21 protein-coding genes and 1 pseudogene are annotated in these 24,136 nt (G+C 54.3%); 16 read left to right on the forward strand and 6 right to left on the reverse strand.

Annotated elements, in window-relative coordinates; all coding sequences use genetic code 11:
- Window positions 1-135: 135 nt before the first annotated feature.
- The 15 genes from AC07W5_RS28700 to AC07W5_RS28770 all read left to right on the forward strand — a co-directional run bounded on the left by AC07W5_RS28700 (window position 136) and on the right by AC07W5_RS28770 (window position 16,033).
- Window positions 136-1,236, forward strand: coding sequence for a glycosyltransferase (locus AC07W5_RS28700; RefSeq protein WP_495024797.1), 1,101 nt, complete (start codon window positions 136-138; stop codon window positions 1,234-1,236).
- Window positions 1,237-1,309: 73 nt separating this feature from the next.
- The gene (locus AC07W5_RS28705; RefSeq protein ID WP_495024798.1) at window positions 1,310-2,719 is read left to right on the forward strand and encodes a mannose-1-phosphate guanylyltransferase/mannose-6-phosphate isomerase; all 1,410 of its coding nucleotides are present in this window, start codon (window positions 1,310-1,312) and stop codon (window positions 2,717-2,719) included.
- An 83-nt stretch (window positions 2,720-2,802) separates the two neighbouring features.
- On the forward strand, window positions 2,803-3,822 hold the full coding sequence (locus tag AC07W5_RS28710) for an NAD-dependent epimerase/dehydratase family protein (RefSeq protein ID WP_495024799.1): 1,020 nt from the start codon (window positions 2,803-2,805) through the stop codon (window positions 3,820-3,822).
- Between the two features lie 19 nt (window positions 3,823-3,841).
- Complete coding sequence (locus tag AC07W5_RS28715; RefSeq protein ID WP_495024800.1) at window positions 3,842-4,072, forward strand: hypothetical protein; 231 nt, start codon at window positions 3,842-3,844, stop codon at window positions 4,070-4,072.
- A gap of 678 nt (window positions 4,073-4,750) precedes the next feature.
- The gene (locus AC07W5_RS28720; RefSeq protein ID WP_495024801.1) at window positions 4,751-5,863 is read left to right on the forward strand and encodes a polysaccharide biosynthesis/export family protein; all 1,113 of its coding nucleotides are present in this window, start codon (window positions 4,751-4,753) and stop codon (window positions 5,861-5,863) included.
- Between the two features lie 13 nt (window positions 5,864-5,876).
- Window positions 5,877-6,536 carry a YjbF family lipoprotein gene (locus tag AC07W5_RS28725; RefSeq protein ID WP_495024802.1) on the forward strand — a complete coding sequence of 220 codons (660 nt, stop codon included), beginning with the start codon at window positions 5,877-5,879 and terminating at the stop codon, window positions 6,534-6,536.
- Entirely contained in the window at window positions 6,533-7,300 is a 768-nt protein-coding gene (locus tag AC07W5_RS28730; RefSeq protein WP_495024803.1) for a capsule biosynthesis GfcC family protein, read from the forward strand. The genes AC07W5_RS28725 and AC07W5_RS28730 overlap by 4 nt, the downstream gene beginning before the upstream one ends.
- Window positions 7,297-9,375: a YjbH domain-containing protein gene (locus AC07W5_RS28735; RefSeq protein ID WP_495024804.1), complete on the forward strand. Its 2,079-nt coding sequence runs from the start codon at window positions 7,297-7,299 to the stop codon at window positions 9,373-9,375. The genes AC07W5_RS28730 and AC07W5_RS28735 overlap by 4 nt, the downstream gene beginning before the upstream one ends.
- Window positions 9,372-9,731, forward strand: a complete 360-nt coding sequence (locus AC07W5_RS28740; protein WP_495024805.1) for a VanZ family protein — start codon at window positions 9,372-9,374, stop codon at window positions 9,729-9,731. Before AC07W5_RS28735 ends, AC07W5_RS28740 begins: the two co-directional genes overlap by 4 nt.
- A gap of 836 nt (window positions 9,732-10,567) precedes the next feature.
- The gene (locus AC07W5_RS28745; RefSeq protein WP_495024806.1) at window positions 10,568-11,275 is read left to right on the forward strand and encodes a winged helix-turn-helix domain-containing protein; all 708 of its coding nucleotides are present in this window, start codon (window positions 10,568-10,570) and stop codon (window positions 11,273-11,275) included.
- 61 nt (window positions 11,276-11,336) lie between these two features.
- On the forward strand, window positions 11,337-12,089 hold the full coding sequence (locus AC07W5_RS28750; RefSeq protein WP_495024807.1) for an EAL domain-containing protein: 753 nt from the start codon (window positions 11,337-11,339) through the stop codon (window positions 12,087-12,089).
- A complete protein-coding gene (locus AC07W5_RS28755) occupies window positions 12,086-12,571 on the forward strand; it encodes a winged helix-turn-helix domain-containing protein (RefSeq protein ID WP_495024808.1) in 486 nt (161 codons plus the stop codon). Before AC07W5_RS28750 ends, AC07W5_RS28755 begins: the two co-directional genes overlap by 4 nt.
- A gap of 501 nt (window positions 12,572-13,072) precedes the next feature.
- The gene (locus AC07W5_RS28760; RefSeq protein ID WP_495024809.1) at window positions 13,073-14,476 is read left to right on the forward strand and encodes an undecaprenyl-phosphate glucose phosphotransferase; all 1,404 of its coding nucleotides are present in this window, start codon (window positions 13,073-13,075) and stop codon (window positions 14,474-14,476) included.
- A gap of 168 nt (window positions 14,477-14,644) precedes the next feature.
- The gene (locus AC07W5_RS28765) at window positions 14,645-15,478 is read left to right on the forward strand and encodes a MinD/ParA family protein (protein ID WP_495024810.1); all 834 of its coding nucleotides are present in this window, start codon (window positions 14,645-14,647) and stop codon (window positions 15,476-15,478) included.
- Window positions 15,479-15,676: 198 nt separating this feature from the next.
- Entirely contained in the window at window positions 15,677-16,033 is a 357-nt protein-coding gene (locus AC07W5_RS28770; RefSeq protein ID WP_495011783.1) for a hypothetical protein, read from the forward strand.
- A gap of 65 nt (window positions 16,034-16,098) precedes the next feature.
- Here the strand turns inward: AC07W5_RS28770 and AC07W5_RS28775 are convergent, their stop codons facing one another.
- The 3 genes from AC07W5_RS28775 to AC07W5_RS28785 all read right to left on the reverse strand — a co-directional run bounded on the left by AC07W5_RS28775 (window position 16,099) and on the right by AC07W5_RS28785 (window position 19,407).
- On the reverse strand, window positions 16,099-17,325 hold the full coding sequence (locus AC07W5_RS28775) for an RtcB family protein (protein ID WP_495024811.1): 1,227 nt from the start codon (window positions 17,323-17,325) through the stop codon (window positions 16,099-16,101).
- A gap of 557 nt (window positions 17,326-17,882) precedes the next feature.
- Window positions 17,883-18,236: a hypothetical protein gene (locus AC07W5_RS28780; protein ID WP_495024812.1), complete on the reverse strand. Its 354-nt coding sequence runs from the start codon at window positions 18,234-18,236 to the stop codon at window positions 17,883-17,885.
- A 511-nt stretch (window positions 18,237-18,747) separates the two neighbouring features.
- On the reverse strand, window positions 18,748-19,407 hold the full coding sequence (locus AC07W5_RS28785; protein ID WP_495024813.1) for a TetR/AcrR family transcriptional regulator: 660 nt from the start codon (window positions 19,405-19,407) through the stop codon (window positions 18,748-18,750).
- A 237-nt stretch (window positions 19,408-19,644) separates the two neighbouring features.
- On the opposite strand from AC07W5_RS28785, the gene AC07W5_RS28790 reads away from it, so the two are divergent.
- A complete protein-coding gene (locus tag AC07W5_RS28790; RefSeq protein WP_494994843.1) occupies window positions 19,645-20,670 on the forward strand; it encodes an SDR family oxidoreductase in 1,026 nt (341 codons plus the stop codon).
- Between the two features lie 110 nt (window positions 20,671-20,780).
- Here the strand turns inward: AC07W5_RS28790 and AC07W5_RS28795 are convergent.
- The 3 genes and pseudogenes from AC07W5_RS28795 to AC07W5_RS28805 form a co-directional block, all read right to left on the reverse strand.
- Window positions 20,781-21,314 (reverse strand): annotated as a pseudogene (locus AC07W5_RS28795) (ATP-binding cassette domain-containing protein); the annotation flags it as partial.
- Window positions 21,315-21,475: 161 nt separating this feature from the next.
- Window positions 21,476-23,323, reverse strand: coding sequence for a hypothetical protein (locus tag AC07W5_RS28800; protein WP_495024814.1), 1,848 nt, complete (start codon window positions 23,321-23,323; stop codon window positions 21,476-21,478).
- Between the two features lie 492 nt (window positions 23,324-23,815).
- A partial coding sequence (locus tag AC07W5_RS28805) for an ATP-binding cassette domain-containing protein (RefSeq protein ID WP_495024815.1) occupies window positions 23,816-24,136 on the reverse strand: 321 nt, incomplete at its 5' end.

Genomic DNA, 24,136 nt, shown 5'->3' on the forward strand with positions numbered 1-24,136 from the left:
TTGAAGAACGGCATCTTACACAGCACCATCAACTTCTTACCCTTCAACCTTGGCAGTCAAGAAATTATGCGCGGTATTGCGACTCAACAAACGAATAATGCTTTTTTAATAACTTAATTCCTTCCGAGACATCAAATGAAAACAGCTATAGTCCATTATTGGTGGCTTAGCAATCGTGGCGGCGAAGCCGTATGTGCCGCGCTTGCCGAATTATATCCTGATGCCGATATATTCCTGCATGTCTGCAATGAAGACATCATGCGCGAAGCACTCCCAGATAATTTCAAGGGAAAAATCGAGACTTCGTTCATCTCGCGCCTTCCTGGCGCAAAAAAACACTATCAGAAATATCTACCTCTTATGCCTTTGGCACTTGAGCAATTAGATCTGACAAAATACGATCTGATTATCAGCAGTGAGTCCGGCCCTGCCAAGGGTGTAATCACTCGCCCTGATGCCGTACACATTTGTTATTGCCACTCACCAATGCGATACATATGGGATATGTATCATGAGTATTCCGCCACTGCTGGCCGCCTGATAAAAACTTTATTCCCATTTATTGCACATCGGCTACGCATGTGGGATCGCTTGTCGGCAGATCGCGTCGATCATTTCATCGCAAACTCCAGCTTCATTTCTTCGCGCATAAGGAAATTCTATCGCCGCGATACTGCGGTAATATTCCCCCCTGTCAATACTAGTGAGTTCTCACCACAGCAGGAGCGCGGCGACTTCTATTTGTGCCTTGGCCAACTGGTTGCATATAAAAAAGCTGATCTAGCTGTTGATGCTTTCAATAAACTGGGACTCCCTTTGGTCGTCGTTGGCGAAGGCGAGTTATATGAAGCGTTGAAAGCACGCGCAGGCACCAACGTAACCTTGATGGGGCGACAGCCATTTCCTGTGATCAAGGACTTGCTGGAGCGCTGTCGCGGTCTGATTTTTCCCGGTGTCGAGGACTTCGGCATCGTTCCCGTTGAAGCCATGGCTGCTGGTGCCCCTGTCATTGCCTTCGCCAAGGGCGGCGCACTGGAAACGGTGATACATGGCCGTACAGGCATTCATTTCCATGAGCAGTCTGTTGATGCCTTGATCAACGCGGTTCAACAACTTGAATCTGGCGAGTTTGTTTTTTCACCGTCGGAACTGCACGAACATGCTGCAGGTTTCGACAAGTCTGTTTTCAAACAGAAAATCAAAGCGTTTGTCGATCAGGCTTTGGCTCAAGCTTGATCCTTCTGTCCCCTGACACCTTCGCAAGCCAACAACCAGTGCCTACTGGTTTCTGAATAAAAGGATGTTCCAGATGATATTTCCAGTAATCGTTGCTGGCGGCTCCGGCTCGCGCCTATGGCCGCTGTCTCGTCAGCTCAATCCAAAACAGTTCCTGCCTCTGGCCGATGCCGAGCTGTCCATGCTCCAGGCCACTATCCTGCGCCTGCGCGGCCTGGATGCGGCCCCGCCGCGACTGATCTGCAACGAGCAGCACCGCTTCCTTGCCGCTGAGCAACTGCGCCAGCTGGACATGGAACAAGCCCGCATCCTGCTGGAGCCGGTCGGCCGCAATACCGCACCCGCAATTGCCTTGGCGGCTCTGCAAGCCTGCAGCGAGGCGCAAGACCCGATCCTGCTGGTATTGGCCGCAGACCATCTGATCCAGGATGTACCGGCGTTCCATGCCAGCATCCAGGCCGCCCTGCCCCTCGCGGCAGATGGCAAACTGGTGACCTTCGGCATCGTCCCCAACGGTCCGGAAACCGGATATGGCTATATCGAAAAAGGTGACGCAGTCGGTACCGGCGGCTTCGCCGTCAATCGCTTCGTCGAGAAGCCCGATCTGGCTACCGCCCGCGACTATCTGGCCAGCGGCAATTTCTTCTGGAACAGCGGCATGTTCATGTTCCGCGCCAGTCGCTATCTGCAAGAACTGGAGCGCTTCCAGCCGAAAATTCTCGCGGCATGCCGCGCAGCACTGGAAGGTGGAGCGCAGGACATGCATTTCACCCGGGTCGACCGTAATGCCTTCGCCACGTGCCCGGAAGACTCCATCGACTATGCGGTGATGGAAAAGACCGCTGACGCCGTGATGGTGCCACTGGATGCAGGCTGGAGCGATATCGGTTCCTGGTCGGCGCTGTGGGATGTCAGCGCTAAAGATGCGGAAGGCAACGTGTTCAAGGGCGATGTGCTAGGCCAGGCTACCCGCAACTCTTATGTGCATGCGGACAGCCGCCTGGTGACCACCGTGGGCGTCGAGGATCTGGTGATCGTCGAAACCAAGGACGCCGTACTGGTAGCGCACAAGGACATGGTTCAGGACGTGAAGAAGATCGTCGAGCAGATCAAAGGCGACGGCCGTCACGAACACATCAATCACCGCGAGGTGTACCGCCCCTGGGGGATGTACGACTCTATCGACAATGGCCAGCGCTACCAGGTCAAGCGTATTACTGTACATCCCGGTGCCAAGCTTTCGGTACAGATGCACCACCACCGTGCCGAACACTGGATCGTGGTCAGCGGTACTGCCCAGGTTACCAATGGTGAGCGGACCTATCTTGTCAGCGAGAACGAGTCCACCTATATCCCGATTGGCCAGATCCACGCGTTGGAAAATCCAGGTGTCATTCCGCTGGAGCTGATCGAGGTGCAGTCCGGCTCCTATCTGGGTGAGGACGATATTGTGCGCTTTGAGGACAAGTACGGGCGGGCGTGAGCTGCGGACCTATTACGGTTCTATTTTGGCCACTAATGACTGAACTCGAGTCGAAAGACTCCATTTACTTTTGAAGGATTCAAATGAGCTGCGCTGTCATTTTTGGAGGTTCCGGCTTCATTGGCGTCTTCTTTGCCAAACAATTACTCGCCTCTGGTAGTTTTGAAAAAGTCTACCTGTACGATAAGGAGCACGTTGCCGATAAACCCTTCCCCTATCGCACTAAACTGGTTCGAGAGGATGCCAGGATCGTTGAGCTCAAGGGCGATGTTCGCCAGGAAATTACCTGGCAGCCGCAGGATAAGGTCACGCTGACCGTCAACTTTGCAGCGATCCACCGCGAGCCTGGGCACGAGGATTTCGAGTACTACGAAACCAACTTGCTCGGTGCCGAAAATATCTGCACCTGGGCCGAGCGTGTGGGTTGCAATGAGATCGTTTTCACCAGTTCCATTTCTCCCTATGGACCAAGCGAACAGCAGAAGAAGGAGCTATCCCTGCCGGTGCCTTTGACGGCCTACGGCGGCTCCAAGCTGGTCGCGGAAAAAATCCACCAGATCTGGCTGGCCGCTGATAAGGCACAGCGTCATCTGGTTATCGTTCGCCCGGGGGTTGTCTTCGGTCCTGGTGAAGGCGGCAACGTTTCTCGCCTGATCAAAGCAGTGATCAAGCGGTACTTCTTCTATATGGGCAATCGCGACACCCGCAAGGCTGGCACCTATGTGAAGGAGCTGTGTGGTGCCATTTGGTGGATCCTGCAGCGACAGAAGGAACAAGGCGAACATTTCACGTTGTTCAACATGTCCATGAACCCTGGCCCTTCGATTCAGGAGTATGTGGAAACGGTCTGCAAGGTGGCAGGCATTCAGCGCAAAGTACCGGCCATTCCGTACCCTTTGATTCTGAGCGCCGCTTATGCAATCGAGCTGATTGCTCGCCCACTAGGTATCAAACATCCCTTCAGCCCGGTGCGGATTCGCAAGCTGGTACGATCGAACAATATTCATCCAGGCCACTTGGTGGAAAACGGCTATTCGTATCGATACACCCTGGAGTCGGCATTCGCCGATTGGAAAGTTGACTGCCCCGAAGAGTGGCGTTGACCCCATCGTTGTGCCTGGTATGGAGATGCCGGTTTCCGTCGGCTCGGCTGTGCGGTTCCAGAACACCCGATACGAGATCGCCAATCTCGGCAAGCGCGTCTATGCCGGCATCTTCGAGTCCCTTATGAGCGTCCAAAAGACTGGGGTAAGCATCTGGAACCTGGGTGCTGGAGTTGGTTACAGCATGCTGGAAATGATGGCCGATACCTGGCGCTGGCAAACAGGCAATCCGCAAGGCTATAGCCAGTAGCATTGCTTATCTCTCGTATGGCGCAGCGATCAGACGCGAATCACGACTTCTGCACCACATACCCAATAACGAGAGGCAGACCAGCGAACATGTTAGAAAACGTCAGACATGTCGGGCGTCCTACACAGGTATTCTAGGGGCAATAAACGCAAAATGAATGCCACTGAAGATAGACCTGGAACAGCGCTCTATTCGGGCCCGAATCCATGACTATGCTTCAAGCTACCGGACGCTCAAAGCTCGTTGCCTTGCACTCACATTTCTGAGTATCACCGCAAATACAGACGATGCATCAAAAGGAATCTTCCATGACCAAACTACTCGCTTCCGCCCTAATGCTTGCTTTAAGTACCTGCGCCCTGGCTGCTGAGCCTCCCGCGGTATCTCCTTCTACAAGCACACAGACTAAGCCCTTGACAAGCACTCCTTTGGCCACCCCGACAGGTGTCTTGGGTGGCGTTACCACATCGACTGCCATCGGTATTGGCGTCGCTGTTGCAGCTGGGGCCGCTGCGCTGTCATCCAGTGGCGGTAGCGGAAACAATGGCGGCGCCACCGGCACTACCGGAACCACCGGTACTACCCGCTAAGCGCGTCCCAAGGTCGATAGTCTTCGACCACCCGGAGCAATCCGGGTGGTTGAGTTTTGATGTGTTCCCTCCACAAGTGTCCCCCATCATGATTCGTAGTTTGTCGCTCGCTGTGCTTGCAGGCGTTGCCCTGCAAGGCTGTATGTTCGCACCCGGTCAACACATGGACACTAGTAGAATAGTGAACGATGGCTCACCGGAAAGCAGTCGTGTCGAGTTGATTCCGATAACGCCCAAACTGATTGCTCAGAACATGGCGACAAAAAGGGACGCTTCGGTGCCGGCCGAGTTGTTGGCGTTCCATCCGGGGGCTTATCGGATCGGTGCCAACGATGTGCTGTACATCACTGTGTGGGATCATCCGGAGTTGACTGCGCCGTCGGGGCCACAACAACAAATTGATGCCAACGGCCGTCTTGTACGTCCGGACGGCACTATGTTTTACCCCTATGTCGGTAATGTTCAAGCAGCGGGTAAAACCATCGAAGAGCTGCGCGCTTTTATTGCTGATCGCCTGAAACAATACATCGACAGCCCCCAGGTTGACTTGAGTGTTTTACGATTTGCCAGTCAAAAAGTAGTTGTTTCCGGGGCTGTTTTAAACGCTGTTCAACAGCCCATTACTACTTCGCCGGTCAGTGTCGTCGAGGCTATCAGCGCCGCCAATGTCGACCCATTGAATGCCGACCTTTCCAGTCTGACGCTGACCCGCGACGGGCATGAATATCGGCTGGATCTGGACGCACTTAACAGCAAAGGCTCGCAGTTGCAAAACGTCTATTTGAAAGACGGCGACCAGTTGTACCTTCCCTACAATGACCGTAAAAAGATCTACGTGATGGGTGAGGTCAACCAGCCACGGGCGCTCACGTTCAAAATCAATCGGATGAATCTGGCGGATGCAGTCGGAACAGTCGGTGGACTGAATCAGACCACGTCCAATGGCAATGCGCTTTATGTCATTCGGGGTGCCGAAAACCTTGAAACCGAGCCGGCAAAAGTCTTTCAGCTGGACGCCGAATCGCCTACCGCTTTTGCCCTCGCCAGCCGCTTCGATCTGCAACCCCAGGATATTGTCTACGTCGGCCCTGCCGGGGTGACCCGCTGGAACCGCTTGATCAGCCAGCTGTTACCCTCGGCGACCATTTTGGGTACTGGAGCAGCGGCTCAAAACAATATCAGTCAATCCAGCAGCCGATAAGGTTTGAGCCGTTTTGAAAACCTTGCGTAACAGCTCATGCCTGGCGGTGGGTTTACTGCTGTGTGGCTGCAATCCGCTGATGCAGGCGTCCCTGGATACATTTAAAGACTCCGCACTGGGCGTCCAGCCGCTGGCAGTAACTGCGGCGCAAGTGGAGGCCGTGCCCTATGCACAGATCAAGGTCACCACGAACGCCAGCGAAGGGGTGATGGCAAAGCTTCGCCAGCAGGACGACCTGGAGTTCTGGGTCGCCTCTGGCAAGCAGGTGTTGTTGATGCGCGACGGTCTGGCTGTGCGCAGCGTCGGCCTGGGCATCAATCTCGATGGCACACGCTTCGACGGTGAGTCGCCGTTCAAGCTTGGTTTGCAGCAATTGCCCGACGGTTACAGCAGTACCCGCTGGATAGATCTCTATCAGGGTCAGCGGGTCGGACTGGCTGTCAACAGTCGCTTCAGTCGACAGGCCATCGAAACCGTCACCATCCTGGACAAGGATTATGCGTTGCAGCGCATAGACGAACGCATCGACATACCTGAGCTCGGATTCCACGCCACCAACCGTTTCTGGGTCAGGCCTGGCGATGGCTTGATCCTGCAGAGCGAACAACATCTCACGCCGGAGCTTTTCTTGAAGATTGTGCAATTGCGCCCTGACCGGGAGACGGCCCGGTGAGATATTCGAAAACGCTGTCGGCTTGCCTGTTGCTGGCCAGTTCTGCGATGACTCAGGCCGCGGTCACGGTGACGGGTGATGTACTAAACGCCGGATCCTTCACGCTGGTGCCAGGCGCACGCCTGCTCGATGCCGTCAGCCAGGCCCGCCCGAACGCCGAAAGTTACTGGCTGGCCGCCGCCTGGTTGCACCAGCCGCTACTGGAGCAGCAAAGCCGCCTTAAAGCTGGCGTGCTGTTCGATTTGAAAATGGTCCAGCGCGGCGCCTTGCTGGAAGAAAAAAGCAGCCTTGCAGCCCTGGCTGCGCGCCTGTATGAAGATGTCAGCCGACTGCCCGTCACCGGCCGCAAAGTCGCGGTGCTCGACCCCGTGGCGCTGGAGGTCGCGTTCGCCCGCAATTACTCGCTCAATGACGGCGACCAACTGATTTACCCCCTGCGCCCGACTACGGTCACTGTCCTGGGCGCGGTGGAAAAACCCTGCAAGCTGCCTTATCGCGCCCTGCAGCAAGCCCATGAATATCTCAAAAGCTGTCTGCCACTCGCCGACGCAGAGGCCGATTACCTGTGGCTGGTTCATCCCGATGGCCAGGTCAAGCGAGTTGGCATCGCCGCCTGGAACCGCGAGGATGGGGTGATTGCCGCCGCCGGCAGCACGATTCTGGTGCCTGTGCGAAACGATAGCCCCGATCTACCCACGCCCGATTTGAATGAACAGCTGGCCGAGTTTCTCGCCACCCAACCGCTGGTCGAGGTGGCCCCTTGAAGTTATGTTTTGCAGCCGTAGTGTTGTTGCCCTGCAGTTTGGCTCATGGCGAGCCGCGTTTTACCCAGAATGATTTCGGTGGCGTGGGTTTGTTGCAAACACCTACCGCCCGGATGGCACCGGCCGGCGAATTCAGCCTGAATGCCAACCGTACGGACCCTTATTCTCGCTATAGCATTTCATTACAGCCCCTTGATTGGCTGGAAGGCAGTTTCCGTTATACCTCCATCAGCAACCGTAAATACGGGCCCGAGTCGCTCAGCGGCAACCAGAGTTATAAAGACAAAGCGGTCGATGCCAAGGCCCGCCTCTGGCAAGAAAGCCATTGGCTGCCCGAGGTCGCGCTCGGCTTTCGCGATATCGGTGGCACCGGCCTGTTTTCCAGCGAATACTTTGTGGCGAACAAGCGTTACTACAATCTGGATTTCAGCCTGGGCATTGCCTGGGGCTACATTGGTAACCGGGGGGATTTCGACAACCCTTTGGGGCACGTCAGTGAGCGCTTTAATACACGCCCAGTCAGCACGACCGCGGGCGACGTCAATACCAACTCGTATTTTCGCGGCTCGCCCTCGTTGTTTGGCGGCGTGGCCTATCAGACGCCCTGGGCCCCCTTGAGCTTGAAACTCGAGTTCGACGGTAACGACTACAAGCACGAACCGCAGAGCAATAACCAGGTGCAGGACTCCCCCATTAACATTGGGGCGGTCTACAAGCTCAGTGACTCTGTCGATTTGACCGCGGGCTGGGAGCGCGGCAATACCGCGTTGTTCGGCATCACTGTTCATACCAATTTCGCCGGCCGCAAGGCGCCGGTAAAGAGTTACGACCCCCCTGCCGAAGCACTCCCTGCTCGCGCGTCGACTACGCCGCTCAATCAGGTCGACTGGGCCGAGGTTTCCAAACGACTGGAAAACAACGCAGGTTATAAGGTCGAACGCATCACTCAGCGCGATTCCGAGCTGATGGTGTATGGCGAGCAGTCGCGCTATTTCTACTCGGCCAAAGGCGTGGGCCGGGCCAGCCGGATTCTGGACAACAGCGCGAATGACGAAATCGACTGGTTCACCCTGGTGAACAAGCGTTACGACATGCCCGTGGAAGAAACCAGTGTGCCGCGCGAAACCTTCCGGGCCGTGGTGAACAATCAACAAGACCTTACAGACCTGCACCGCACCACCGAAGTAAACCGGGCCACCCCACACATTGAAAACACTCTGTACACCCAGGCACCAGAACGGTTTACCTATGGTTTCGGCTTGGGTTACAAGCAAAACGTTGGTGGTCCTGATGGCTTGCTGTACCAGCTGACCGCCGATGTGGACGCAGAATACCGCTTTACCCGCAACACGTGGACAAGCGGCGTCGTAAGCGCCAATCTCATAAACAACTTCGATAACTTCAAGTTCGACGCACCGAGCAAGCTGCCCCGAGTGCGGAGCGATTTGCGCCAGTACATCACGACCTCTGATGTAACGATGCCGACATTTCAGCTCAACCACGCCAGGCAACTGGATCAAGACCTGTATGGCATGGTGTATGCCGGTTATCTGGAGTCAATGTTCGCCGGGGTCGGCGGTGAATTGCTGTACCGTCCCATGGGCGAGCGCTGGGCCTTGGGTGCTGATTTGAACTATGTACGCCAGCGGGCGTTTGACCAGGGCTTTGGCCTGCGCGGATACAGGACCGTGACCGGTCACGTCACTGCTTATACAGAGCTGCCGTTCGATTTGCAGGCGGCGGTCAGTGTCGGGCGTTACCTGGCGCGCGATTGGGGTACTACGATCGATCTGTCCCATGAGTTCAGTAACGGCGTGAAGTTCGGTGGCTGGGTCACCCGCACCACCGCGTCAGCAGCAGAATTCGGTGAGGGTAGCTTCGACAAAGGTATCTATATCTCGGTCCCCTTCGACGAGTTGATGAGCGTTTCCACCATGCGTCGCGCCAATTTGGTCTGGGCACCACTGACCCGCGATGGTGGCGCGCGCCTTAACCGCCAGTATTCGCTGCACACCATGACCGATGGCCGTAACAGCGATGCCTTCTATAAAAACTTTGAGAAGATCACCGAGTGAGTCTGTCGATTGCGCGCGTCACACAACTCCCCTTCTGGGTACGGGGGCTGTTTTTCGTCGGTATTAGCGTGGTCTTGCTAACAGCCGGGCTGCGCGCGCAACCAATCCCCGAAGCCTTTGCCGAGCAGGACAAGCTGCACCATTTGGTTGGCTTTTTCGCTCTGGCCTTCAGTTGCCAGCTGGCCTTTTTACAGGTCAAGCTGCGCTGGATCGCACTGGGCTGTCTACTCACGGGGATCCTGATCGAATATGCACAAGAACTGATGCCATTACGCACGGCATCAGCTTACGACGCCCTGGCGAATGGCGTCGGCGTGTTGCTCGGTTTGCTGATTGCGTGGCGCTGGACGCGCTAGTAGCAGCGAGATGCACGCATTGCCCTTGTTATGCTCAGCCTGCCATGCATTTTCAGCATCGACACCCGCCTGGTCCTGAGATGGGTTTCAACACGACAGTGAAAACAGCTCTGGATCAATCGTCCTACAATCGAGACTCATCCAGGCTTACCTTGCAACGTTCTATCTAACAGTCCGATAGCATCGTCGTTCCGTCATGTCAGGCGAATACAATTGTGTGGTTAAATTGATACGTTAACCAGACGCACCGATGATCTCCAAGATAAGCATCATGCAGGATCGATCAGTTTTCATGCTGACATGGGGCATAACGAGCGCGCGCTTCTGAAACCTGATATCGATTGAAAAATGCGCCTGGCAACAATGATGGCTATATGGCATTGTTTAAAATAGTAGGCTGGGTATTCCGTCAATAAAATCGACAGTATCCTGACGCTGTAAAACAGTCAGTAATCACTGGGGCACGCTGTGGGTTTCCCGGTCATGCCTGAGCATGGGAGCCATACCACCGCGGTTACTTTGACGGGAAAATTGCCTGTCGTTTCAGAGGCTTAAGACGAGCCACCGCTGCATGGCCGCTGCACCTTGGCGATTGATACCCAGGCCCTTAGCTGAAAGTCGAACTGTTAAACAAGCAAAAATATCTGTAGGGTATGCGCCTGAAAAATTTCGGCTAGCGCTTTAAAACCGCTATTTTCAAGACCTTGAGGAGCATTGAGTTACACCGCCTGGCAAAGGGTTTGACAGGCAAAAATGTTATAAATTGTCAGATGCACCGTTAAACTTGTGTGGCAATATTATTGTGCCGCTACCGCTAAGTACTTGAGTTAGATCACATGATTGATGCAGGACGCACATTCAAAGAGCAAAGGACAGCCATTTTAGCCTTTGGTCGCACCGCAGCTTTGGCAGAGAACTTAAAACTGCTTATTGTATCGGACACTTTACACGTTGACGCATTAAGCTACTGCACCCCCCTGGAGCAGGCCCCCAATATAAGTTCCGCCAATGCGATAATCATTGAAATCGACGCCCCGTCCGTTTTTAATGAAGGCATTGAACTTGTTAAAAAAATTCGGCTCAAAAATTTTTTGGCACGAATTTTTATAGTGTTCACACACACCAAGTCGCTCACTAAAGTCAAGTGCTATCTCGCCGGCGCCGATCATTGCATTAAATTGCCTGTCGACCCTCATGAAAAAACAAACTTTTTCCCGGAACTATTTCAGAACCCCGAGTGGAAGTCTGAAATAAAGCTGGTTTTGGACCAGGCACGCCTCTGCCTATGCGGGGATGCAAAAAAACTGGAAGTCTCTTATTCAGAAATGAAAATTCTGGACGCATTGATCAATGCGCAAGAACATATTTTGAGTCATGACGATATCGCAAAAGCTCTAGACTGGAATGTAAGATTTTACGACCCGCGCGCCCTGGAAAAAACAATCAGCAGACTGCGCGGCAAGATAAAAAAGGTCTATGACATTAATGCCATTCAAAACGTGCGTGGCTATGGCTATCGATTGTGCCGGGGCGTTATATCGTAAAAATACAACCTACCCATGACTAAATAACAGACATATGGATGTTAACGAGAAATTCGCCACTATGGACAGTCCCAACACAGAGTTATTTCGACAGTCAATATTCAAGCGTGACGACACGTTGTTCGGCTGCGGGATACAGGCACACGGCGCAGGTGAGAATTTCGACGCCCTAAAGGTGTGTCGAACACTTTCAGCTGTCCTACTGGATGTCACTCGCAGCGAAAAACTCACTCAGACTCACTTGACAGCAACTTCATCAATGGTGCAGCCCGCTCCTTTGATACCTGATACCTTTGGCAGAATTTTTATTACCATAGGGTCACGCAACTTATTAGATACCGTACTGATAGAGTATATTACCCGCGTCAGTGACGCACTGAAAATACATGACAAAATATTAACAGTCAGTATTGATGAATTCTCATCCCCCCTCAGCACGACTGAAGAGAAGCGAACCCTCATCAGCCACATCTACCTGCTAAAAGATAGCGGCATAGACATCGCCTTTTCGAGCTACAGCCTACTCGAAGGCAGCACCAAGACCCAGAGCACCCCCAACATATTCAACTACCTGATAGTTGATCTGCAAAAAAACGACCTGAGTGAAAAGCTCAACGCCACACCAGAACTACTCAATAGACTCTACGACCAAATGAACATCATGACTCATACAAAGAAAGTCAGATTCATTGCCGAGCGAATAGAGCTTGAACACCATCATGTACTGGCAAGAAGCCTGCCGTTTGATTTCTTTCAGGGAGACTATTACTCCCCCTCCAAGGCATTCGCAAATAAAGGATTGAATTTGCCATGACTAGAATGATGCTTGATAACATCCCGGTAAATAAACAGCTTTTAATTTTTACCCGTGACTTCCTGGCGAGAAAAAAACTCAAGTCACCGGGCCCTGGGCACACGCACCCCTCCTCCGAACTCAACCCCGACGAGAGCGTACTGGCCGAGGAGGGAGATCACCTTAAAAAGCCGTACAAAAACCCCGAGACATGGTCGTTCAATGCCGAGGAGCGGACACTGTCCAATATGGCGAAAAGAATTTCGCTCACTGGCATTGAAACACTCTTGCTCAAACAACTGCTATCCAATGAGCAGCGAGTATCCAGCAAGACAGAACTGATCCAGGGCATCAATAGGGATCCTGAGCGTTACCGCGGCCTTGAAATGTGCCTGAGCAGGCTGCAAGAAAAATTCAGCGATACCGCTAATGGGGAGCGCCTGTTCCGCTCCGTGCGAAACCGTGGCTATTGCCTGGTTCAAAAAGTAAATATTACCTGCTGATCAAACAAGACCGCAGATTCCAACAATAATAAATGCGGTTACCCCTCAAGTAAAACATAAAACCCTGACCTTTTTTATTATCCTTTTTCTACTCAAGCATGCCTTCCATTCCCCCACCACCAAGGTTATTACGCTCGCGCGTTTAACCTTTTATCCACTCCCGCAGACTGACTTTTTATAACACTCAGCAGCACTACACATCATTGTCGCCGTTATAAAACGTCAGACGCTACAGAAAGCAACACATTAATATCAAAGCATCATACAGACGCTTCTGCGCCTGCTGCTTACTATTAAACATACCAAACCAACAAAGCGCAGGCTAACACTAAGCCAGTCGGATTCAAGGTTGTCGCTCCGGCCGAACTTGATGATGTGTACAGAACACAAACACCTATCTGCTCCAGGAAGACAACAGAAGTAAGGCATGGACGAGCGTGTGCAGCTCGCTATTTTGAGCCGTCCATAATCAGGCAAAAAAAATACCACAGGGTTTGCGCTTTGTTACATACTCGTATAAACCGGAAATCAGTCTATAAAGGGCTTACCTTTTGGGGCCAATGGGCCGTTGCAATGGGTTTCGTCATTGCACTACTGTTCGCGCTCGCCTATTACCAAACAGGAGAAGTCGGCTCGCATTACCGCGTGCTTGCCGTCCTGTTTCTTCTGGGGTCGGTTCCCTCCTACTCACTGATGCAGGTCTATCATAAACAGCATGGTTACCTGAGCGGCCTGGCACGGCTTCTTATCGGCTGGTTGATCACCTTGGCCGGTTTGACAAGTATCGGCTTCCTCAGCAAAACCGGTGAGTTGTTCTCCCGTGAAATCATAATAACCTGGGCATTGCTGGGGTATGGGTTACAGGCCCTGCTTTATATTCCAATGCACAGCTTTTCAAAGTTCTATCATCGCCAGCTGAACCGCCAGCACAACACGTTGATCATAGGCACCAATGGACTGGCACTGAAACTGGCAGACTCACTGTCCCGACTGGAATCTGTGCCGCTGGTCGGCCTTGTCAGTGCCACACCTGACGAACCGACCAACGAACTGATTGGCGCCAGCTCATCCAGAATCGTGGGTCAGTTAGATGAATTGCGTATGCTGATCACCGCTCATGATATTCGGCGTTTGTACATTGCCCTCTCATTAAGTGAAGCACAACACATCGAAGCGTTGTATATCGACCTGCTTGATATGAATGTCGATGTCGTCTGGGTTCCTGACCTGAACAGCATGACACTTCTTAATCACTCCGTGAGCGAGGTGGATGGCTTACCCGCCATACATCTCAATGAAAGCCCACTGACCAGCTACCCCACCGCGGCGTTTAGCAAGGCGTTACTGGATCGTGGCCTGGCGCTCATGGCCCTTATCGGCTTCAGCCCACTGCTGTTGCTCATTGCCGTCGCGGTCAAACTGTCGTCCCCGGGCCCCATTATTTTCAAGCAGGCGCGTCATGGCTGGAATGGCAAGATCATCAACGTCTGGAAATTCCGTTCCATGCGTGTACATGATGACCGGCATGTACAGCAGGCTAGCCGTCAAGATTCGCGGATTACCGCTGTGGGGCGTTTCATACGCCGTACTTCCATCGATGAATTGCCACAGTTTTTCAATGTGCTGCAAGGCCATATGGCACTCGTAGGGCCGCGCCCTCATGCCGTTGCCCATAACGACTACTACACCGGAAAAATCAGCGCCTACATGGCTCGCCACCGGATTAAACCGGGGATCACCGGACTTGCCCAGATCAGCGGCTGCCGGGGCGAAACCGAAACCATCGACAAAATGCAAAAGCGCGTCGAAATGGACCTTGCCTACATTAATAACTGGTCACTGTGGCTTGATATAAAAATCTTGATCAAGACCCCGTTCACGCTCCTGTCAAAGGATGTCTATTAATACGCTTGATCATTCATGTCGAGCCGCCGGGCAGTTGCTGATCGCTTATAAAAACCCGCTTGATTGTTCTAACGCTTACTGCATGGGCAAACACTCTACAGCGCTATAGCGGAACGTCGGGGCTTAATCCAGTTAAACAGCTGTCAAATCAAATAGAGTGAGAATGACATGGACAGCATGCATCCCGTACAGGTTATCGCGGTAACCAGTGGCAAAGGTGGTGTAGGAAAGACGAGTGTGGCAGTCAACTTGTCGCTGGCTCTGGCTAAACTTGGCCGACGCGTCATATTGCTGGATGGCGATCTAGGCCTGGCAAATGTCAACGTCTCACTCGGCCTGCCCCCCAATCAGACGCTTATCGACGTGCTCGAAGGGCGCTGCGAGCTGCGCGACGTGCTACTTCGAGGGCCCGGCGGAATCCGTATCGTCCCGGCCTCCCCCGGCAGTCAGAACATTCTTAATCTGACCAGCGCGCAGTACGCCGGACTGATCCATGCCTTCAGCGATATTGAGGATGATCTGGATGTCCTGGTAATCGACACCGCGGCCGGAATAGGCGATTTAGTCGTCAACTTCGTCCGCGCGGCGCAGGAGGTGCTGGTGGTGGTGTGCGATGAGCCGACCTCGATCGCCAACGCCTATGCACTCATCAGAGTACTTAATCGCGACTACGGCATGAACCGCTTCCGTGTATTGGCCAACATGGTGCGCAACCAGCAGCAAGGTCGCAGTCTGTTCAGCAAGCTCACGAAAATTACCGATAACTTCCTTGACGTCTCCTTACACTATGCCGGCGCTTTGCCTTATGAAGAAAGCATGGTCAAGGCACTGAAGAACCAGCGCGCGTTGTATGAGGCTTTTCCACGCTCCAGGGGCGCCCTTGCATTCAAGACCCTGGCGCAGAAAGTTAACCGCTGGCCGTTGCAGACCGCCCCGCGGGGGCATCTGGAGTTCTTCGTTGAGCGACTGGTGCGTCAGAGTGCTGCAGCCGCTCTGGTGTGACTGTCCGCAACGATCACGAACATTTACGGCACCGGACACCTTCCCCACCGCCTGAAACCGGCGCGAACAGCTCAGCAGCAAGCTCGACGCACAATGGGACGAAGTCGCTCACCTTTTGTCGCAAGTCGATTGACTCTGAAAGGGTCTTGGAGCCCAGTAGCACAGCTAATTTCAAGCAAAATCAAAAGAAGAAAACTCATGTCGCGAATAATGGTGATATCTGGCGATTTCCTGGCAGGTGATGCCGAATTTCGTGACGGCATGTTCATTTTAAGATCCTCAGTTAATCCGTCTCGCGAACTGAATATTCCAATTTCAAAACTGAAAATCCTCGAGTGCTCGAGCGAAGAGATCGTCACCGACAAAGGCAGCGCCATCCGTTGGGGCCTTGCCGGCTCTCTGGTTCTTGGTCCTGTCGGGCTGGTCACCGGCCTGCTGCTGTGCGGAAAAGTAAAGCACATCACCTTCTACGTTCAATTCAAGAATGGCCAACGCCTTCTCGCCACAACCGATAGCGAAACGTACGCAAAGATTTCTGCCACCCACCTCAAATAACGCCCAAGCCCCCTTTAAAATCAGCTGCTATTCAAACCGGGCTTCATGTTCTTCCTTATCGCTTTCTATCCCTTGACACACACCACCTGGCGCAGCGTATGGAGCACCTCCACCAAATCGCGCTGGGCGTGCATGACCTGATCGATGTCCTTGTAGGCCATCGGGATTTCGTCGATGACCGCTGCGTCCTTGCGGCACTCGACATGGGCGGTGGCACGGATCTGGTCTTCGACGGTGAAGCTTTTTTTCGCCTGGGTACGGCTCATGGTACGGCCGGCGCCATGACTGCAGGAGCAGAACGATTCCTCATTCCCCAGCCCTCGGACGATGAAGCTCTTGGCGCCCATGGAGCCGGGGATGATGCCCAACTCGCCCTTCCTCGCTGACACCGCGCCCTTGCGGGTCACCAGTATGTCTTCGCCGAAATGTCGCTCTTTCTGCACATAGTTGTGATGACAGTTCACCACCTGCAGCGCCGCCTCGAAGGGTTTTCCAAGCACCTGACGCACCGCAAGAATCACCGACTGCATCATTAGTGCACGGTTCTGCCGGGCAAAGTCCTGGGCCCAGCCGACCGCTTCGACGTAGTCCGCGAAGTGTCGGCTACCTTCCTCGAAGTAGGCCAGGTCACGGTCCGGCAAGTTGGCGATGTGCTGACGCATGTCGGCCTTGGCCAGTTCGATGAACAGATTGCCGATGGCGTTACCCACGCCACGCGAGCCGCTGTGCAGCATGAACCAGACCCGATTCGCCTCGTCCAGGCAAACCTCGATGAAGTGATTGCCGGTTCCCAGCGTTCCCAGGTGCTTGCGGTTGTTGGTAGTGGCGAGCCTGGGGTATTTGTCGGTGATGGCCTTGAACCGGGCATCCAGTGCCGACCACGCTTTATCGACCGGGCGCGGCACGTTATCCCAGGCACCCTTGTCCCTCTCGGCACGCCCGCAGGTGCGGCCATGGGGCACGGCCTTCTCGATCGCACAGCGCAAGCCGTGCAGGTTGTTCGGCAGGTCGGCGGCGGTCAGCGAGGTGCAGGCGGCGATCATGCCGCAGCCGATGTCCACCCCGACCGCTGCCGGAATGATCGCGCCCACGGTGGGAATCACGCTGCCGATGGTCGACCCCTTACCCAGGTGAACGTCTGGCATAACCGCCAGGTGCTTGAAGATGAACGGCATCTTTGCGGTGTTCATCAATTGCTGCCTGGCTTCTGCCTCAACGGGAACGCCTTGGGTCCAGAGCTTGATCGGCTTGCCGTGGGCGACTTCCAGTAATTGGTAGCTGTGTTGTTGCATGACTTGGTGCTTTCCTGAAGGCGACAACGGCGGGTGAAACAAGCACCGCCTTCTATTAGTTTAGCGAGCCGTAGCCAGCGCAGGGGCAAGCCCAAATGACGGTAAGTCAAGCCGTCTGGCTGCGCACATCCCCCGTAGCAGCTGCCGAAGGCTGCGTTCGAGTGCGCAGCACTCGTAAAATGGCAAACTTCGTCCTTTCAGGTAGACCGCAGTCACCCATTTGCGACCGCTACGCGGCCGGACGCAGCCTTCGGCAGCTGCTACGGTGCGCGTAACGGCTTAACTTACCGGCATCAGGGCAAGCCTACCGTCGAATTGATGGGGGCGAATGGGTGTCCGGTTTCATTAGACCACTACAAATGGGAGCTAATGGCTATCGGTTGAAACGTTCGGCCAAGCTGTGCAGATACTCGACCATGCGTTCAAGGTCCTGGCTGATCTTGGCCCCTTGCCTGGCCGATTTCGTTGACAGTGTCGGTCATGTGCCCCCTGCCGTTATCCAAACGTTTCCGACACCGAGAGCGAGCTCAGTAGACAACCGTTCAGCGATCCGGAAATCACCTCAATCGACCCTCGACAACAGCCACCGAATAACTCGCGGCATCCATCGCCAGCTCTTCCTCCACCAGTGCCTCCAGCAAGGCGGCTTGTGCCTCGTAGCGCAGGTCGTGATTAAGCTTTCGCGAAGCGTGCATCTGATCAAGCAGCACATGGGTCACTTGATAAGGAGTGCTGACTCTCAAGCGCCCCAGCCAGACGGGAATTTTCTTTGCAGCTTTACCTTGCCTGGTACCCACGGCGCCCGTCGTCTTATCCGAAGGGGTGTTTTTTGAAACCGCTACTATCTCTTCAAATACATCGGTCAGCTTCTTTAATACATAGCCAAGAATCAAATCATCGAAGGCTTCCAAAAACGTATACCCCTTCGCTTCGTGAAGTCATATTTCCGCTAAGTACACGTACCTGCCATTATTACATTACACTTTATTCGATATGCGTTACTCGACGTTTTCTAACAGCTCCGCCTTCTTTAAATAACATGACGCCTGAAAGCGTTCAGGCAAACACAAACAAATATTTCCGACCCTTTATAACAATAAACCCCAAAACGCAGACATCAAAAAATGGCCGCACCGCTGCCAACGCCAAGACGACGCATCAACTTTTAACTTAACGGTGTGTTGAATTCCCGAGTTACTTCACAACTGGTGCAACACATGAAGTATGTAGGCGATATTACGGAACTGTTTAGAAGTCTTGGCACCCGCACAGGGAGTTACCAGAAAATACAACCAAACTATAAACACTTCAAAGATGGCCTGATTACACCGACTCTGGAACCACCAAGCGGGTGCTTACAGCTTCCTCCTGGCGCACCAGCCAACACGGGTGAGATCGCGGTCAACTCGCACCGCTCGGATTTCATTGGCGAGGACGAACGCTACCGGTAGATGCTGCCTCGACAACAACGGCACTTTCGATCAGCCCGCGCAGGAATACCAAAATCATCCGCCCTGACGGATCAGGCTGAGTGCTCACTCTTTGCAGGGCCAGTCCATGGGTCAGCGCCATGAAGGCCGCGGCCAGTTCGTCCGGCGCGGCAGGGGGAATGCGCCCGAGTTGACTGAACAGCTGGCTGACAACGCGACCAATCTCGGCCCGATGCTGATCCCAGACCTTCTGGTATTCAACAGCGAACGTCGAACTGCGGTTGGCATGTAACTGCAGTTCGATGGACAGCATGCACCAGTCGGCATCGTGGTTGAGCGTGGAAGCCCAGGTCTCCAATCCTGCGAGCAGCTGTTCCGGCGTTCGCCCGTCACTTTCCATGACCGTGGAAAGTTGCATCGCTTCGGCTTCCATGTGCCGGCGCAAAAGCTCCAGCAGGACATCCTCTTTGCTGGAAAAGTTTGAGTAGAAGGCGCCTTGCGAATAGCCGGCCCGATCCGCGAGATCGCGGATCGATGTGCCGCCATACCCGTTCGATACAAACAGGTGCTGCGCAGTTTCGATCAGGCGTTCACGTGTCTGGGCCCGGCTTTCCTCGCGGGTCAGGCGTTTTCTTGCGGTCTGTGGGTTCATGCGCAAAAAGATATCACATGAACTTTGGGTATCAAACGATGCTTTTGCGCAGGGGCATAGCCGGATATTGGTATCGCCCGTCAGACGGGCGACACACCAACCCGGGGTCGACTCCGGCAACCCGCTGACAGCCTCCCCGGAAAATTCAGATATCACTTGATATCTGTCATTACACTTCGCTACATTTAAAACTCAAATGGACTTTGAAAATCACTCGACATGCAAAATACCAAAAAATTGAAATCCGCTTTCGTTACAGGCGCTACCGGACTACTCGGCAACAACCTTGTGCGCGAGTTGGTCGCGCGCGGCTTCTCCGTCAAGGCACTGGTCCGCTCACAGGCCAAAGGCCGGCAACAGTTCGCCGGGCTGGCGGGGGTTGAGTTGGTGGTGGGCGATATGGCGGACGTGTCTGCCTTCTCCAGGACGTTGCAAAGGTGCGATGTGGTATTTCACACCGCCGCCTTTTTTCGAGACAACTACAAGGGGGGCAGCCACTGGAAGGAACTCAAACGCATCAATGTGAACGGGACACAACGGCTCATCGAGCAGGCTTACCGTGCCGGCATCCGGCACTTTATCCAGACTTCATCCATTGCAGTGCTGAATGGGGCTCCGGGCCGACCTATCGACGAGACCTGCTTGCGTGAGTTGGCCGATGCCGACGACTACTACCGCAGCAAGATACTGGCCGACCAGGCCGTGCTGTCGTTTCTGGAGCACCATCCAGACATGCATGCCAGCATGGTGCTGCCTGGCTGGATGTGGGGCCCCGCGGACATCGGACCCACCTCATCGGGGCAGTTTGTCAACGACGTGGTTCTTGGCAAATTGCCTGGTCTGGTGCCCGGCAGTTTTTCCGTTGTCGATGCCCGGGATGTAGCACTGGCGCATATCGCGGCGGCAGAACGCGGACGAAGCGGAGAGCGCTACCTGGCAGCAGGCCGCCATATGACCATGCGGGAACTGGTACCCCTGCTGGGCAAAATCGCAGGCGTCAAGACACCGACGCGTGATGTGCCTTTGCCCCTGCTGTACACCTTGGCGACACTCCAGGAACTCTACGCGCGCATCAGCGGCAAACCTGTCCTGCTCAGCCTGGCAACTGTACGGCTGATGGTTAAGGAAACCGGGCGCAGCCACTTCAACCATACCAAGAGCGAAAACGAACTCGCACTGAAGTTCAGACCGTTTGAGCAAACGGTTGCCGATACGGTCGCCTGGTATCGCAGCCATGATTGGCTGCCCAAGGTGACGGCATAAATCCGGGCATGATGTGGTGGTGTCAGAGTGCAGGTGTTCGATCTGCAGCCCCATGAACTGCCGCCAATGCCTTGACCGTGATTGGCCCGGGGCCTCATAAGGCTCCCGGTCTATCGATAACCCCGGGCCTGCAAGTCAAACAACTGCGCATAGCGCCCGCCAGCCGCGACCAGGCTGTCGTGATCGCCCCGCTCCAGGATCGTTCCCTGGTCCAGCACGATGATGTGGTCTGCATTGCGCACACTGGAGAAGCGGTGAGAAATCAGCAAGGTCATGCGGCCCTGGGTGTGCCGGCTGAAATGCTCGAACACCGCCGCTTCCGCTGCCGGATCAAGTGCCGAGGTCGGCTCATCCAGAATCAGGATATCGGCGTTGCGGCGCATATAGGCGCGGGACAAGGCGATCTTCTGCCATTGCCCGCCGGACAGTTCTTGCCCACCGGCAAACCATCGTCCCAATTGAGTGGCATACCCTCGGCGGCGGCTTCATGCCAGCGTTTTTCATCGTCAAAGGCCAAGGTGTCGCCCACACCGATGTTCTCGCCCACGGAGAATTGATGGCGAATGTATTCCTGAAAGATGACGCCGATGCGCTGACGCAGCGCATCCTCTTCCCCCCTGCAAATCGCTGCCGTCTAGCAGAATGCACCGAAAATAGCGGGGAAGTGTTCGGTGTATTGGAGAAGGTAATAGCGTATAGATCACCTGAGTATTTAGAGCGCAGACAGAAGATTAAAAATTCACAACGATTGGGGCAAAAATACTGTTATCAGTAATCCGTGCTTTCGGTAAACAAGGTTGATTAATTAAAAGTTTGTGATTTTTGTGTATACACCCGATCCCGAATAAATTACTCGCGCCCTGCCACCCGTCGTGGGCCGCCAAGACACACCATCAGCGTTGAACTCTTCACCCAAAGCCGGGCTCATCGGCGCAGCGGTAAGGATGGGTAATTGCACCCGCGCACCAGTAATGATTGCACCACCCAGAGCCATTGCTCCCGCGTTGATTACCCGCAGTCTGGTGGCGTTCACTGTGCCGGAGAGCCCTTTGCCGCCGTAGCTCTTGTAAGTGTCGATCAGCACGTCATCAGGGAATTTTCCGTATGAACCATTTGAGAACCTGATAAGGGCATCAATGTATGACTTGTCATCCGCGCCGGAATACAGGCCGAAAATTTTAATGCCTGACCCGCCGTCAAGGTCGATAAGCGCTTGGACAACGACCCCCAGGTCCGGGCTAGTTCCAGAGTCCAGGGTTGCTCCCGTAATCATGACGTTGGTACAACCCTGTAACGTCAAGTGCAGGCCACAGTCTTCAAAGAACGGGCTAACCAGCGTAACGCCAGGGCAAGCTCGCATAACCAGACCGAAGCGCCCGTTCTCGAACTGCGTACCGATGGATGTTAAGTTTGTGTTCGAATTCACATACACGGACGTGCCAGTAGTTTCATGCGCCTGATACCAGCCGCCAATCAGTCGCAAGTTCGTGCCGCCCTGACCAACACCTACACCGGCAATGAACTGAGATCGCAATCCGAACAACGTACAATCGCGAGTAGTATGAACATCGGTTATTGTGCAATGGACCGCGTTCTCTAGTGCAATACCTTCAGCCACTCTTTCGACATGTACACAGTTAATACGATTTGACAGCGTAACGGCTACGTCTGGCCGGTAAGGCATATAAATGCCTCGCTGGGTTGCCCCACCAGAACCGACTATTTTGAAATGTTCAGCCTTGCAGTAACTGGACCCGGAGTAAACAATGATATCTCCAGTGTATCCCGCCAGGGCCCTGAACTCTGTGGCTCTAATTCCATGCCCCTTCAGGCCCTTACCAAGTCCGGTAAGGGTCGCTTGCGACCCTATGCCGTAAACACCAGCACGAGCAACAATACAGCCACCGCACGCTGATAGAGTATCGATTACCCGGTCTGCGGCGCTGATGGCTGGCCCCCAGTCCCAGGTAGATGGATCCCCCCCCTCGGAGTATCCAATGGCCCGATCAGCGAATGACCAAAGCGGAACCTCAAGGTGATCCAGGGCGTCCTTAGCACTCTCAATAGACCTTGCAAGCTTTGATATTTTCCAAGCCGACATCCCAGCGCCTTTGCTCAAGTCGGTAGAGTTGGCCAGATCTTGCCGAAGCGAGTAGTCGCCTATCATCTTCAGCTTCGGTTCGTCCGTCGCCCAGTTGGTAGCTGTCAGCGGCAGGAACTGACTTTTTATCCGGTATTCGTTGCCGAGGTAGGTAACGGTTTGAGTTATGCGAACCAGATTGAGCCCTGGAGCGTATGGCACGGGTGGTTCAAAACCGCTGGCATCCATGAACGCGGTGAAATTTCGTTCCCGATCATTCTGATCAGCGTCGAACTCAGACTCACGCCGCGTCTGATCCGCATCAAACTCCCCCTCCATCCCCTTCCACGTCTTGCGTAGCACGCCCAGGCGATCGGGGTATGACGGATTGGGCCCATTGACGAAGAAGTCCAGACTCTGGGCGTTGTCGCGTAAGTCTTCTGAGAAAGTTGAGCCAACCGGATTACCGGTATTGTAGGTCGTGGTCATCTTACTCGCAGAGTACGCCAGCGGCGCCGCGAAGGACGTGGTGCCGAGGGCGCTGAGCTTTAACAATTGCCGGCGATTTACCATGACGACCAAACCTCAAAGCAGGAATGGCAGGCAGTATACCGGTAGAAAGTTTCGTGGGTGTGAACGGCCAACGCAGGCCATTACTGGGGGCGCATCACTCTTCGGAGTGCCGAGGCCAATCCTTATTCATGGCCACATCAAAGATGTTGGAGATTGTGATGAAGTGAGGAGCGATGATAACCCAGTCAGCATCGACAATCGGTCGCTTGAGGAGCTCCAGCTTTGCGCTGAAACTCCATTTGAGTGAACACTCAAACCAGAGAAAGCCCGACATCAATAAATGCTCGAACCAGCCCTTAAACAACTATGACCAGACATCGTCAAGTAACCAAGACGCTAAAGATATCGTTGGTACCGAAGTGTATCGGCGCCGCTGCCTGGAACGCCCGCTTTGCAATTCAGAGCGAAGTACCGGTGTTCGATCTGCAGCCCCCATGAACTGCCGCCAATGCCTTGACCGTGATTGGCCCGGGGCCTCATGAGGCTCCCGGTCTATCGATAACCCCGGGCCTGCAAGTCAAACAACTGCGCATAGCGCCCGCCAGCCGCTACCAGGCTGTCGTGATCGCCCCGCTCCAGGATCGTTCCCTGGTCCAGCACGATGATGTGGTCTGCATTGCGCACACTGGAGAAGCGGTGAGAAATCAGCAAGGTCATGCGGCCTTGGGTGTGCCGGCTGAAATGCTCGAATACCGCCGCTTCCGCTGCCGGGTCAAGTGCCGAGGTCGGCTCATCCAGAATCAGGATATCGGCGTTGCGGCGCATATAGGCGCGGGACAAGGCGATCTTCTGCCATTGCCCGCCGGACAGTTC

Source organism: Pseudomonas sp. GW821-FHT01E05 (genome assembly GCF_059422425.1).